At 64.7% G+C, this 13,427-nt stretch carries 14 protein-coding genes; 13 read left to right on the forward strand and 1 reads right to left on the reverse strand.

The window, feature by feature from the left end:
* The first annotated feature begins 27 nt into the window (after positions 1-27).
* From UNPA324_RS31530 to UNPA324_RS31590, 13 genes are all read left to right on the forward strand, one after another.
* The gene (locus UNPA324_RS31530; RefSeq protein ID WP_128916062.1) at positions 28-351 is read left to right on the forward strand and encodes an STAS domain-containing protein; all 324 of its coding nucleotides are present in this window, start codon (positions 28-30) and stop codon (positions 349-351) included.
* Positions 351-716, forward strand: a complete 366-nt coding sequence (locus UNPA324_RS31535) for a response regulator (protein ID WP_018317043.1) — start codon at positions 351-353, stop codon at positions 714-716. The genes UNPA324_RS31530 and UNPA324_RS31535 overlap by 1 nt, the downstream gene beginning before the upstream one ends.
* A complete protein-coding gene (locus tag UNPA324_RS31540; protein ID WP_141937860.1) occupies positions 713-2,806 on the forward strand; it encodes a chemotaxis protein CheA in 2,094 nt (697 codons plus the stop codon). Before UNPA324_RS31535 ends, UNPA324_RS31540 begins: the two co-directional genes overlap by 4 nt.
* Complete coding sequence (locus tag UNPA324_RS31545) at positions 2,806-3,267, forward strand: chemotaxis protein CheW (RefSeq protein ID WP_181769588.1); 462 nt, start codon at positions 2,806-2,808, stop codon at positions 3,265-3,267. The genes UNPA324_RS31540 and UNPA324_RS31545 overlap by 1 nt, the downstream gene beginning before the upstream one ends.
* A 38-nt stretch (positions 3,268-3,305) precedes the next feature.
* Complete coding sequence (locus tag UNPA324_RS31550) at positions 3,306-5,003, forward strand: methyl-accepting chemotaxis protein (RefSeq protein ID WP_141937864.1); 1,698 nt, start codon at positions 3,306-3,308, stop codon at positions 5,001-5,003.
* Between the two features lie 66 nt (positions 5,004-5,069).
* Positions 5,070-5,552, forward strand: coding sequence for a chemotaxis protein CheW (locus tag UNPA324_RS31555; protein WP_141937866.1), 483 nt, complete (start codon positions 5,070-5,072; stop codon positions 5,550-5,552).
* A 61-nt stretch (positions 5,553-5,613) separates the two neighbouring features.
* Positions 5,614-7,419, forward strand: coding sequence for a methyl-accepting chemotaxis protein (locus tag UNPA324_RS31560; protein WP_128916064.1), 1,806 nt, complete (start codon positions 5,614-5,616; stop codon positions 7,417-7,419).
* Positions 7,420-7,556: 137 nt separating this feature from the next.
* Entirely contained in the window at positions 7,557-8,411 is an 855-nt protein-coding gene (locus UNPA324_RS31565; RefSeq protein ID WP_141937868.1) for a CheR family methyltransferase, read from the forward strand.
* A gap of 18 nt (positions 8,412-8,429) precedes the next feature.
* Positions 8,430-9,521: a protein-glutamate methylesterase/protein-glutamine glutaminase gene (locus UNPA324_RS31570; protein ID WP_141937870.1), complete on the forward strand. Its 1,092-nt coding sequence runs from the start codon at positions 8,430-8,432 to the stop codon at positions 9,519-9,521.
* Between the two features lie 5 nt (positions 9,522-9,526).
* The gene (locus UNPA324_RS31575; RefSeq protein WP_141939128.1) at positions 9,527-11,254 is read left to right on the forward strand and encodes a chemotaxis protein; all 1,728 of its coding nucleotides are present in this window, start codon (positions 9,527-9,529) and stop codon (positions 11,252-11,254) included.
* A 150-nt stretch (positions 11,255-11,404) separates the two neighbouring features.
* Positions 11,405-11,851 carry a hypothetical protein gene (locus UNPA324_RS31580; RefSeq protein ID WP_128916067.1) on the forward strand — a complete coding sequence of 149 codons (447 nt, stop codon included), beginning with the start codon at positions 11,405-11,407 and terminating at the stop codon, positions 11,849-11,851.
* Between the two features lie 164 nt (positions 11,852-12,015).
* Positions 12,016-12,297: a hypothetical protein gene (locus UNPA324_RS31585; RefSeq protein ID WP_141937872.1), complete on the forward strand. Its 282-nt coding sequence runs from the start codon at positions 12,016-12,018 to the stop codon at positions 12,295-12,297.
* 156 nt (positions 12,298-12,453) lie between these two features.
* Positions 12,454-12,900, forward strand: a complete 447-nt coding sequence (locus UNPA324_RS31590) for a CHRD domain-containing protein (RefSeq protein WP_141937873.1) — start codon at positions 12,454-12,456, stop codon at positions 12,898-12,900.
* A 46-nt stretch (positions 12,901-12,946) separates the two neighbouring features.
* On the opposite strand, the gene UNPA324_RS31595 is transcribed toward UNPA324_RS31590, so the two are convergent.
* Positions 12,947-13,312 carry a VanZ family protein gene (locus UNPA324_RS31595; RefSeq protein WP_141937876.1) on the reverse strand — a complete coding sequence of 122 codons (366 nt, stop codon included), beginning with the start codon at positions 13,310-13,312 and terminating at the stop codon, positions 12,947-12,949.
* Positions 13,313-13,427 lie beyond the last annotated feature (115 nt).

The raw sequence follows: 13,427 nt of genomic DNA on the forward strand, positions 1-13,427 counted from the left end.
CGGGATTCTAGCAGAGGCGGGGCATTGATGGCGCTCGATCCGACGGAGCCGAAATGGTCGTTGCGGTTACCCGCCGATTGCAGCATCGCTGCTGTTCGCAGCGTTTATGATCTCATTCGCGAGGCCTTCGGGCGCGAGCAGCGTCTCGAGATCGACTGCTCGAGCGTCGACAAGGCCGACGTGACGTCGATCCAGCTTCTGCTGTCGACCGCCAAGACGGGCGAGGCCCAAGGCCGCCCGGTGGTGCTGACCTCCTTCTCACAGTCTCTGCGTAACACCCTTCGTCGCGCCGGCTTCGCCAGCGAGGCGATGCTCGATCAGCATTTCCCGCAAAAGAAAGATGGCACCTGATGGCCACGATTCTCACGGTCGACGACTCCCCCAGCATCCGGCAAATGATCAAGGTCGTGCTCGAGCCGGCCGGTCACAGCGTGATCGAGGCGGGCGACGGCGCGCAAGGGCTCGCCAAGGCGCAAGCCGGCAAGCTCGACCTCGTGATCACCGATCTCAACATGCCCGTCATGAACGGGCTGGAGCTGATCCGGGCACTGCGCAAGCTGCCGAGCGCGGTCGGCATGCCCATCGTGTTCCTGACGACCGAATCCAACGACACGGTGAAGCAGGAAGCCAAGAGCGCCGGCGCCACCGGCTGGATCACCAAACCCTTCAAGCCGGAGCAGTTGCTCGCCGTGGTCGGCAAGTTGGTGCGCGCATGAGCGCAATGGACCCGACCGAGATCTTCCGCCAGGAAGCCAGCGAACTCTTCGAAGTTCTTGAAGGGACCCTGCTCGATCTCGGTCAGCGTCCCGACGACCGCGAACTGGTCGATTCGGCCTTCCGCGCCCTGCATACGATCAAGGGTTCGGGAGCCATGTTCGGCTTCGACAAGGTCGCCTCTTTCACCCACGAGTTCGAGACCGCTTTCGACCGCGTCCGCAAGGGTGAGATCAAGCCGACGCAGGAGCTGATCTCGGTCGCGCTCGCCGCCAAGGACTATATCCGCGCGCTGATCGAAGATCCGCAGTCGACCGACGACATCATCGGCGAGGCCATTCTCGACGACCTCAAGCGCTTCGTCACGGCCGACCAGCCTGGCGCTCCAGTCGTGGAGATCGCCGAGACGCCCCCGCTGGCTCCCTGCGAGAGCAAGCAGGCCGGTTGGCACCTCTATCTGGAATTCGGATCCCACATCCTGCGGAACGGCTCGAACCCGCTCGACCTGCTGGAAGATCTCTGCAAGCTCGGCCCCTGTTTCGTCGTGCCTGTCACCGACGGCGTCCCGTTCCTCGACGAGATGGATCCGGAAGACTGCTATCTGAAGTGGGACGTCAAGCTGCACGCGGCCTGCGACAAGGATGCCATCGACGACGTCTTCATGTTCGTCCAGGACGAGATGAAGCTGACGCTCTCGCCGCTCGAGCAGGTCGAGGCGCCCGCGCCTGTGCCGCTGTTCCAGTTGCTCGACGAGGAGCTGGTCGTCGCCGAGATGGCCGCGCCGGTGGTCGAGTCTGCGCCTGTGGTCAAACAAGCCGTCGCAAAGGCGGAATCTGAAGCCGCGCCCGAATCGAAGCCCGAGATCAAGCGTGAAGCGACGCCCGCGCGCCGCGAGGAGGCCAAGCAGGACCGCGGCATTGCCACGGTTCGCGTTCAGGCCGAGCGCCTTGACGAGTTGATGGACCGCGTGGGCGAGCTCGTCATCGCGCAGGCACGTCTGACCCAGCTCGCCTCGTCCGGCTCGGACCTCTCGATCAAGATGATCGCCGAGGAAATCGAACGTCTCGCCTCGTCCTTGCGCGATACCACGATGGGCGCGCGCATGGTGCCGATCGGATCGCTGTTCGGTCGCTTCCGCCGCCTGGTGCATGACCTGTCGCGCGATCTGTCGAAACCGGTCGAATTCGTCACCACGGGCGAGGACACCGAGCTCGACAAGACCATGATCGAATGTCTCGCCGATCCTCTGGTGCATTTGATCCGCAACGCCATCGACCACGGCATCGAGGATACCGCGACCCGTGCCGCCAACGGCAAGACCGAGCAGGGCCGCATCGAGCTCGCCGCCGTTCACTCCGGCGCACAGGTGCTCGTCACCGTGAAGGACAATGGCGGCGGCCTCAACACCGCGCGCATACGTGCGAAAGCGGAAGAGCAGGGGCTGATCGCCGTAGGCGCGGTGCTGACCGATCACGAGATCCACCAGTTCCTGTTCCACCCCGGCTTCTCGACCGCGCAGACCATCTCGGCGCTGTCCGGCCGCGGCGTCGGCATGGACGTCGTCAAGCGCACCATCGAGAACATGCGCGGCTCGATCGACCTGTCGACGCGGCCCGGCCAGGGCACCACGGTGACGCTGCGCCTGCCGCTGACGCTCGCGATCATCGAAGGTCTCCTGATCCGTGTCGGCGAGGGCCGCTACATCATTCCGCTGTCTGCGGTGGAGGAATGCATCGAGCTGACCGCCGAGGACGAGCGCTCGCGCGGCCGCAATTTCCTCAACGTGCGCGGCAATCTCGTGCCCTTTCTCCGGTTGCGCGAGATCATGACCGCATCCGGTGCGCCCGACCAGCACCAGAAGACGATCATCATCTCGACCGGCGAGACCCACGTCGGTCTCGTCGCCGACCAGATCATCGGCAACCACCAGACCGTGATCAAGTCGCTTTCCAAGCTGCACTCGGACGTCACCATCTTCTCCGGCGCGACCATCTTGGGTGACGGTACGGCGGCGCTGATCCTCGACGTCGCGCAACTCGTCGCGTTGGCGCAGTCGAAGGTCGAAAAGCAGCACATCAGCGAGGCGGCGTGATGAACGATGGGTTGACTGGCGAGCGTCAGGCCGACGCGATGCAGGTTGTGATGATCGGCCTCGGCGAGGAGAAATTCGCTCTCGATGCCGGCCTCGTACGCGAGATCATCGACCCGGTTCCTGTGACCAAGGTCGCCGGCGCGCGGGCCTTCGTTCCGAGCGTGATCAACGTGCGCGGCAACGTCATTCCGCTCGCGGACCTGCGCATCCGCTTCGGCATGCCGCAGCTCGACGATTCGGCCGACACGCGCATCGTTGTCATCGAGCTCGAGCTCGACGGCGAGCCGGTTCTGGTCGGTCTCACTGCCGACAAGGTCTACGAGGTCACCGAGATATCGCAGACCGACGTGCAGCAGACGCCGCGCGTCGGCATGCACTGGAAGCCGGAGTTCATCCGCTTCATTGCGAAGTGGCGTGAAGAGTTCGTCATCGTTCCGAACATGGAACGCATTCTGAATTGAAACGAGGTCTCGGGCGAGACCGGGGGTAGGGGCTGGAAATGAGATTTACGGTCAAGGCAAAGCTTGCCACTGCATTCGGCTTGATCATCGTGTTGTCCGCACTCGCGGGCGGCGTGGCCTACATGAAGCTCGGCGACATGATGGCGACCGCCGACAGCATGGTTCTGCGCGCAACGCGGATGGAAAAGGCGACGCAGATCGAAAAGGACATCCTGCTCCAGCTGCGTGCCGAGAAGAACTCGATTCTCGGTACCGAGGCCCAGGTCGAACAATTTGCCGCCGACGCGGCCAGGCTTCGCGACGACGCGACGAAGACCAAGGATGAGGTCTACGCGCTGGCGAGCGAAGCGGGCAGGAAGCTGCTCGACGGCTTTGCCGCCGCGTACGCGAAGATGAATACTTACCAGGAAGAGACGATCCGGGTGGCGAAGACGGACAAGGCGAAAGCCACCGAGCGCTCGATGGGTGACGGCCGCAAGGTGGTCGCGGATGCCATGGAATCCATGGGTGCCTATGTCGTCAACACCAAGAAGCAGATGGCTGAGCAGGCCGTTCAATCCAAGGCGGAAGGACACCAGGCTCAGCTCCTGCTGATAACGCTGATCGGCGTCTCGCTGGCGGTTGCGATCGGGGCGGCGCTCTGGATCTCCATCTCGATCAGCCGTTCGCTCGGCCGTGCGGTCGGACTTGCCGGCGCGGTCGCCGAGGGCGATCTCAGCCAGACCATTCCCTCCGCCAGCAACGACGAGATCGGCGATCTCGTCAGGTCGTTGAACGCCATGGTCGAGAAGCTCCGGCAGATCGTCGCCGAGGCAATCACCGCGGCGAGCAACGTCTCCGCCGGAAGCCAGGAGCTGTCCGCGAGCGCCGAGCAGCTCTCACAGGGCGCGACCGAGCAGGCCTCATCGGCCGAGGAAGCCTCCTCCTCGATGGAGGAGATGGCTTCGAACGTGAAACAGAACGCCGACAACGCCAATCAGACCGAGAAGATCGCGGCGCGATCTGCTCAGGATGCCGAGGCCAGCGGCGTCGCAGTGGGCCGCGCCGTCCAGGCAATGCAGACGATCGCCGAGAAAATCACGATCGTGCAGGAGATCGCGCGCCAGACCGACCTGCTGGCGCTCAACGCGGCGGTCGAAGCCGCGCGCGCCGGCGAGCATGGCAAGGGCTTTGCCGTCGTGGCTTCTGAAGTGCGCAAGCTCGCCGAACGCAGCCAGGCCGCAGCCGCCGACATCGGCACGCTGTCGACGGAAACGGTGAAGGTCGCGCAGGAGGCCGGGGACATGCTGTCCAAGCTCGTGCCCGACATCAAGAAGACCGCCGAGCTGGTCCAGGAGATCACCGCGGCCTGCCGCGAGCAGGACGTCGGCTCGGCCCAGATCAACCAGGCGATCCAGCAGCTCGACAAGGTCGGTCAGCAGAACGCCAGCGCGTCCGAGCAGGTGTCATCGACCTCGGAGGAGCTTGCCTCGCAGGCCGAGCAGCTGCAGTCGACCATCTCGTTCTTCCGGATCGACGACGCTGTCCGCAAGGAGAAAACGGCGGCCGAACCGATCGACCGCGCCGTCGGTCAGCTTCGGGCCAAGGCTGCGCATATGGCGGCCGTCGACCGCGGCGCGAAGAAGCCGGCGCCTGTTCGCAAGCCGGCGCGTGCGATGAAGGCCGCCGGTGGCGGTGGCTTCGCCTTCGACATGCACGACGGCGAAGACGACCGCGACGCCGAGTTCCAACGCTGATCAACCGGTCCGGCCTCGTGCCGGACCGCGCTCATTTCCAAACCTTCGGAAACCCCGGACTGCATCATGGCCGCAACCTCGCAATATCTGACGCTCGGGCTCGCCGGCGAGACCTTCGGCATCAGCATCCGCAACGTCCGCGAAATCCTGGACATGCGGCCGATCTCGCGGCTTCCGCACGCGCCGAACTTCCTGCTGGGCATGATCGACGTGCGCGGCAGCGGCTATCCGATCGTCGATCTCAGGACCAAGCTTGGCCTGCCGGCCGTGGCCGCCACGGAAGCGACCCGCATCATCATCCTCGACGTGCCGATGAAGGATCGTCTGGTCGGCGTCGGCTTCGTCGCCGACTGCGTGTTCGAGGTCACCGATATCGACGAGCAGGCGATCGAACCGGTGCCCGAGGTCGGCGGGAAATGGCAGTCGGATTATGCCGCCGGCATCGGCCGCAAGGGCGAGAAGTTCGTCGTGATCTTCGATCTCGCCAAGCTGATGGCGCATGACGAGATTCCGGAAGATCGCGGCGCCGACGCGCCCCGCGCCGCCTGAGTTTGCAACAGTAAAGCGTGGTCAAGCGTACGCTCCCCATTCGAACCAAATGAGATTTGATATGAGATTCACAGTCAAAGCCAAGCTTGCGAGCGCGTTCGGCGTCGTCATCCTGCTCTCCATGGTCGCCGGCGCCGTCGCTTATCTCAAACTGAGCGACATGGTAGGCACCGCCGAACACCTCTCCGCACGGGCCGGCCGGTTGGCGAAGGTGGCGGAGCTTCAGGAAAGTGTCCTGCTCCAGGTTCGCGCCGAGAAGAACGCCATTCTCGCCTCCGATGCCGACCAGGACAAGTTCATCAGCCAGATCGCTCAATTGCGGGAACGCGCGATGAGGATCAAGGATGAGGCCTATCAGGGAGCAAGTGAAACCGGCAAGAAAATGATCGATGCGTTTTCTGCCGCTTACGCCAGTTGGAGCGTGGTGCAGGATCAAACGCTCAAGCTGATCAAGCAGGACAAGGCGAAAGCCGCCGAGCGCTCGATGACTGACGGCGTGAAGGCCTCGACGCCGGCACTCGAAGCGGCAAGCGCGTATATTAACTTTGTCAAAAAGCAGATGACTGAAGAGAGCGAGGCCGCCAGGATCGAGGGAAGCCGGGCGGAAATCGTGCTGATGAGCCTCGTGCTGGCTTCGCTGCTCATTGCAGTCGCTGCCGCCACCTGGATCGCGCTGAACATCAGTCGCGCCCTGTCGCGCGCCGTCGACCTTGCGGATGCCGTCGCCATCGGGAACCTCAGCCGGAAGATCGACGTCGTCAGCAACGACGAGCTTGGCGATCTGATCAAGTCGCTCAATACGATGACCGCGAATTTGAATCAGACTGCCGCCCTCGCTAACGAGATCGCACAGGGCAATCTGACCGTGGAAGCCAAGCCGCTGTCGGACAAGGATACGCTGGGCCTGGCGCTCGAGCGCATGGTCATGAAGCTCCGCCAGATCGTCTCGGAAGCCTTGACCGCGGCGCAGAACGTCTCGGCCGGCAGCCAGGAACTCTCCGCCAGCGCCGAGCAACTCTCGCAAGGCGCGACCGAGCAGGCTTCGTCAGCCGAGGAAGCCTCCTCCTCGATGGAGGAGATGGCCTCGAACGTGAAGCAGAATGCCGACAACGCCAACCAGACCGAGAAGATCGCGGCGCAGTCGGCGAAGGATGCGGAAGCCTCCGGCGCAGCCGTCGGTCGGGCGGTCGACGCGATGCAGACCATCGCCGAGAAGATCACGATCGTGCAGGAGATCGCGCGCCAGACCGATCTGCTGGCGCTCAACGCGGCCGTCGAAGCCGCCCGCGCCGGCGAGCATGGCAAGGGCTTTGCGGTGGTCGCCTCCGAGGTGCGCAAGCTCGCCGAGCGCAGCCAGGCCGCCGCGGCAGAGATCGGATCGCTGTCGTCAGAGACCGTTAAGGTCGCGCAGGAAGCCGGCGCCATGCTTGCCAAGCTCGTTCCGGACATCAAGAAGACCGCTGAGCTGGTCGAGGAGATCACCGCGGCCTGCCGCGAGCAGGACGTCGGATCGGCCCAGATCAACCAGGCGATCCAGCAGCTCGACAAGGTCGGCCAGCAGAATGCCAGCGCCTCCGAGCAGGTGTCCTCGACCTCGGAGGAGCTCGCCTCGCAGGCCGAGCAGCTCCAGTCCACGATCGCCTATTTCCGCATCGAGCAGGGCGCCAAGAGCCAGGCGTCGGCGCCGATCGACCGGGCGGTGAGCCAGTTGCGCGCCAAGGCGGCCACCATGGCGGCTGTCGAGCGTCCGGCGAAAAAGGTCGTGCCGGCCAAGCCGGCGCGCGCCCTGAAGGCGGCCGGCGGCGGTGGCTTCGCTTTCGACATGAACGACGACGAGGACGACCGGGACGCCGACTTCCAGCGCTAATGTGCCGCGGCGGATCGGCGCGCCGTCGCGTGCGCGCCGATCCTCCCCAGTTCTTCCTGTAGAAGCGTAGGATTGCAGATGGCCAGGATGGCCCGACATTCAGCAAAGGTGGCCATTCCGGACCGGGGCAGGCGGCCATGATGCCCGCCATGCAGGATACGGCCGTCCATCTGTCGGACCGGCACTTCCGGACCATCGCCGAACTCATCGAGGGCCAGGTCGGCATCAAGCTGCCGCAGGGCAAGCGGCTGATGCTGGAGGGGCGGCTGCACAAGCGCGTGCGCGCGCTGAACTTCTCCGACCTCAACGAATATGTCGAGAACCTGTTCGAGCCGGATCATTTCGACGCCGAGCTCACGCATCTCATCGACGTGGTGACGACCAACAAGACCGACTTCTTCCGCGAGCCGCAGCACTTCACCTTCTTGCGCGATGTCGCGATCCCCGCTTTGCTCAAATCCCATGGACGCAAGAACGCGAACCTGAAGATCTGGAGTTCGGCAAGCTCCACCGGCATGGAAGCCTATACGACCGCGATGGTGCTGGACGACATGACGCGGAACGGCTCGCGCTTTCAATACCGCGTCCTCGGGACCGACATCTCGACCGCCGTGCTGCGCCTCGCCAAAACCGCCATCTACACAAGGGACGTGCTCGCCCCGGTGCCGGAGCACTTCGTGAAGCGATATTTCCTGTCGTCGCGGGACAAGTCGCGCGGCGAAGTGAGGGTGGTGCCGGAATTGCGGCGCGTGACTCATTTCATGAGGATGAATCTCATGGACGCGTCCTATCCCGTCGATCGCGACGTCGACATCGTCTTCTGCCGCAACGTCCTGATCTATTTCGAGCGGGAAACGCAGCGCAAGGTGATCGAGCGGCTGTGCAGCCATTTGCGGCCGGGAGGCTATCTCCTGGTCGGCCATTCCGAATCGATGATTCACAGCGCCGTGCAGGGTCTGAAGCAGGTCCAGCCCACCATCTTCCAGGTTTGATCGGAGCGCCGACAAAAAATGCCGAAGGAGAAAGTTCGCGTACTGATCGTGGACGATTCGGCGTCGGTGCGCCAAATCCTGCAAACGATCCTCAACGATGATCCCGACATCGAGGTGATGGCAACAGCCTCGGATCCGTTCGTGGCGGCGCGCCGTCTCCAGGACGAGATTCCCGACGTCATCATCCTCGACCTCGAGATGCCGCGCATGGACGGCATGACGTTCCTGCGCAAGATCATGGCGCAGCGCCCGATCCCGGTGATCATCTGCTCCTCGCTGACCGAGGAGGGCTCGAACGTGATGTTCGAGGCGTTCGAGGCCGGTGCGGTCGACATCGTGCCGAAGCCGAAGATCGACACCCGGCAGGCGCTGCTCGAATGCTCGACGCGGCTGCGCGAGGCCGTGAAGTCGGCTGCGCGCGCGCGGGTGCGCCCACGCTCGGAACGCCGGGCCATCGAGAAGAAGCTGACCGCTGACGCCATTATCCCGCCGCCGGTGCAGGGCAGGGTGCGGCCGACGACGGAGCGCATCGTGTGCATCGGTGCGTCGACGGGGGGGACTGAAGCGCTCAACGACGTTCTGGAGATGCTGCCGCCGCACTCCCCGCCGATCGTCATCGTCCAGCACATGCCGGCTGGCTTCACCGCCGCCTTCGCCAAACGGCTCGACGGTGTTTGCCAGATCAGGGTCAAGGAGGCCGAGGATGGTGAGCCGGTGCTGCCGGGCTGCGCCTATATCGCGCCCGGCGCCCGGCACATGCTGCTCCAGCGCATCGGCCTGCGCTACCAGATCGCGATCAAGGACGGTCCGCCGGTGTCGCGGCATCGCCCCTCGGTCGATGTGTTGTTCCGCTCCGCGGCCCAGCATGCCGGCGCCAACGCGCTCGGCGTCATCATGACCGGCATGGGCGATGACGGCGCGCGCGGAATGCTGGAGATGCGCAAGCTCGGCGCCGCGACGCGGGCGCAGGACGAAGAGAGCTGCGTGGTGTTCGGCATGCCCAAGGAAGCCATCGTCCATGGCGGCGTCGAGAAAGTCGTTCCGCTGCATCAGATCCCGCGCGAGATCATGCTGTGGTATCAGGCCGGCCACACCGCGGTGGCGGGCTGATGGCCATGTCCCTCGTTCCGGCCAACACGCTCGCCGAGGCGACCGCGGCGATCGAGGACGTCTCCTCGCGCATCGAGGACGTCTTCGCGCGCGTCGGTCATGACCTCGGGCGCGGTCACCTCATCTTCCAGGAGCTGAACCAGGGTCTCGCGACGCTGTCGGGAGAACTCTCCGGCGCCGAGATCGAAGGCGCCGCAACGGCGCTGCAGGAGATCGCCGCACGGCTGAGCGAGCTGGCGCAGGCGCTGCCGGCGGAGAGCGCCCTGCTGGAGACGATCGGCAAGAGCACGACAGAGGCATCTTCGCTGCTCAAGCCGCTGTTCAAGCACATCCAGATGATCACCATCATCGCGCGTAGCGCGCGGATCGAGGCGGCCTCGCTCGACGGCGACCGCGAGGGCTTTCTCGCCTTCACGCAGGAAGCCTATGATCTCGGCAAGGCCGTGCAGCACTCGATCGAAGGCTGCGCACGGGACCAGCAGCGCCTGTCCGAAGCGGTCGCCACCGCCTCCGGCCGGCAGAAGGAGTTCGAGAGCCGCTACCGGGCCCAACTGATGTCGGAGAGCGCCGAACTCGGCGCGGCCTATTCCGGCTTGCGCGAGCAGCGCAGCAAGAGCAGCCATCTGGCCGAGCGCGCAAGTTCCAGCACCAGGAAGATCGCCGAAGCGGTCGGCAGCGCGATCGTCTCGCTGCAGGCAGGCGACAGCACGCGTCAGCGTCTCGAACATGTGTCCCACGGTCTCGGTCTCGCGTCGGTCACCGCGCCGAGCCTCGTTCCCGAGCCTGTTACGAGCGATCATGGCGTGCGTGCGATTTGCCAATTGCAGGCGGCCCAGCTGAGGGATGCGCAGCGCGAGTTCGGCGGCGACATCGGCCAGATCGTCGGCGCGCTGACCGCCATCCTGCGCGATGCGGGCAGCGTCGCCGGTCACGGCCGTACGCTGTTTGGCGGCGAGGAGGACGGCTCGTCGTCGTTCCTGACGCGCATCAAGCAGACGCTGGCACATGCATCGAACCTGGTCGCCACCTGCGAAAGTGCGGGCCGCTCGGTCGACGAGGCGCTCGCGATCGTCGAGGACACGCTGGCAAAATTTCGTCAGGCGATCGCCGGCCTTGCCGAGGCGACCGTCGACATCACGCTGATCGGAATGAATGCCGGCCTCAAGGCGAGTCATCTCGGCAGCCGCGGCAGCGCCTTCGTCGTCATCGCCAACGAGCTCAAGGCGACCGCTGACCAGGTTTCGGCGGGGGCCGGGCGCCTGCGGCCCGTGCTCGACGGTATCGAGCGCTCGGCCAACGAGCTGAAGGAGCTGCGCGTGCAGGGTGATCCGACGCAGCTTGCCAAGCTCGAGCCGCAGATCCTTCTGGCGCTGCGGGAGGTCGAGGCCGGCAATGAACGGCTCGGCAAGCTGATGAGCCGGCTCGTGAACGAAGGCGCGGAATTCGAGCGGTTGATGAATTCGGCGCAAGGCCTGATGACCACGCTCGGCGAAAGCTCGGCGGCCTTGCCTGCGGTCGCCACGCGGCTCGAGACTGCGAGCGCGGCTGCGCAGCGGCTACAGCCGGAGCTGCAGGATCAGGCGATCCTCGACGATCTCTTCGCGCGCTACACGATGGAGCGCGAGCGGGACGTTCATCGCGAGTTCCTGCAAGCGCTCGGACTTAAGTCGACCACTGCCACGCGCCGGGTCGAGTCGGTCGAGGCCGCGGACGACGGCATCGAATTGTTCTGACGCCGCAGCCGGCATCGCCTCGTGCGGCGGGGGCAATTTGACCAGTTGATTTTGCAGGGCGTTAACCGTGGCGGAATGCTCGCCGCGTCGGTCATTGCCGCGCCCGAGAGTTGGTTGCAAATACCGGTGAATCTTACGGTGGATGCTTCCATGATGAGAGACGGCAAATACGCGGCCTGGTTCAGGACCCCGCGCGCCCAGGGCACGGGCATCGTGCATCTGGCGGAAGGACGCATCTCCGGCAGCGACAGCTTCTTCACCTATGGCGGCTCCTATCGGTTCCAAGACGACCAGCGCTTCACGGCCGTTCTGACCACGCGGCGCCATGCCGATGGTCCGCCGACCGTGTTCGGTCTGGATGAGGTCGAGGTCAGCCTCGCGGGCGTGTGCAGCGGTGCGATGGCGACCTGCTCCGGAACGGCCAGGGAAGCACCCGACGTGAGGTTCGAGGTGACGCTGATCTACAGCCAGGAAGACGTGCCAGCCGCGGAGGTTCGAGGCGCCGTCGTGAAGCTCAATGACAAATTGCCCAAGGGCCTCGACAGCCGGTCGCGGCCGCGCCAGTTCCCTGTACCTCCGAGACCTCCCGTATCTTGAAGCATGATCCGGAAAAGTGCGCGGCGGTTTTCCGAAGAGATCATGCTCGAACAATTAGTCTTGCGTTGACGCTGTCGCGTGAAACGGGCTGCGACCGCGGCACGGCAAATGTGCATTCAGGCGCGGAAGGCTAGGATGCGGCCGCTGTAAAGGACGGACGGAACATGCCTCAGATTTGGATGACCTACGACGAGCTGGCGACGCTCAGCGGCTGCACGCCGGCAGAGGCCAGGATGCGGGCCCTCCATTTGTCGCTCGACCGCCGCAAGAGTCGCGACGGAGCAACGCGCGTCAAGCTTGACCTGGCGCTGACCGCCAAGTTCTTCGCATCGATCCGCGAAGCGGATTTCGATCTCGACGGTGCCATTGAGGCGCTCCAGACCACGCACAGGCAAATGGCCGAACTCCTGGCACCGACCGGGTTCCGCGAGCGCGGGGCAGCTTAAGCGCCTCGCGTCACGCCCTCGGGCTGCTCGCTCCAGGCGCCGCCTGCGGGATCTCCGATAGCTTTTCGCGAATCAGGCATAGACTCGCCTTCCGGAATTTCGAGACGGGGTCGGGGTTTCAACCACAGCGGGTCCGAGAGCCCGCAGGAGAATGCCATGAGGAAAGCCAAGTATCGGATCGGCATGACTTTGTTGGGAACGGCGATGCTCGGTGGGCTGCTGATCGTCACAGCCGCGCCGTCACGTGCGGAGGTCGTCAAGCTGCAGGCCGACCTCAAGGGCGGCAATGAAGTCCCTCCGAACAACTCCACAGGTTCAGGCAAGGCCGATGCCGCATTCGATACCCAGACGAAAGTCCTGACCTATACGGTCACCTATGCCGATCTGACGGGTCCGGCGATGGGGGCTCATTTTCACGGCCCGAGTGAAGCGGGCAAGAACGCCGGCATCGCTTTGCCGTTCAAGACGGTGCAAAGCCCGATCCAGGGCAGCGCCACGCTGACGGACTCTCAGGCGGCCGATCTGTTGGCCGGGAAATGGTACGCGAACATCCATACGGCCGCCAACCCGGGCGGCGAACTGCGCGGGCAGATGATGAAGTAGGGATGATGTCCCGGCGGCGCTGAAGAGGTTGTCGGCGCCGTGATCTTCAGGCTGGCGGCCGGGGCAGGAAGGCCAGGATCGTCTGCGCGAGGACGACGCCGATGGTCCCGCCCGCCGCCTTCTGCAGCACGTCGAGCAAGCCCGGATCACGATCGGGGGTCAGCGCTTGCAGGACTTCCAGCCCCATCGCAACAGCCACGACGAGCGAGCAGGCCAAAGCGAGCCGGCCGGGCAACAGGAAGGACAGCAGGAAGCCCAACAGGCCATAGGCGCTGAAGCGCTCGATGACGACGATCCAATAGGCCTCGCTATGCCCCATCAGCGCGGGCCGTCCCGCCAGCCTTGCCAAGGTGGCATAGGCGATGAGAGCGAGGCAGATTCCTGCGGCTGCGATGAGATGGTTTCGACGCATGGCCTACCATAGCCGCTCGGATGCCATCCCGCTTTGAAAGACGAGAACATCGTTAAAGCGCGGCTTCGCTCTTCCGGGCTGCGGACGGCTCAAGATCTGGCCGCGATCCGGATCC

The organism is Bradyrhizobium sp. UNPA324, assembly GCF_006658635.1.
Classification (GTDB): Bacteria; Pseudomonadota; Alphaproteobacteria; order Rhizobiales; family Xanthobacteraceae; genus Bradyrhizobium; species Bradyrhizobium nanningense.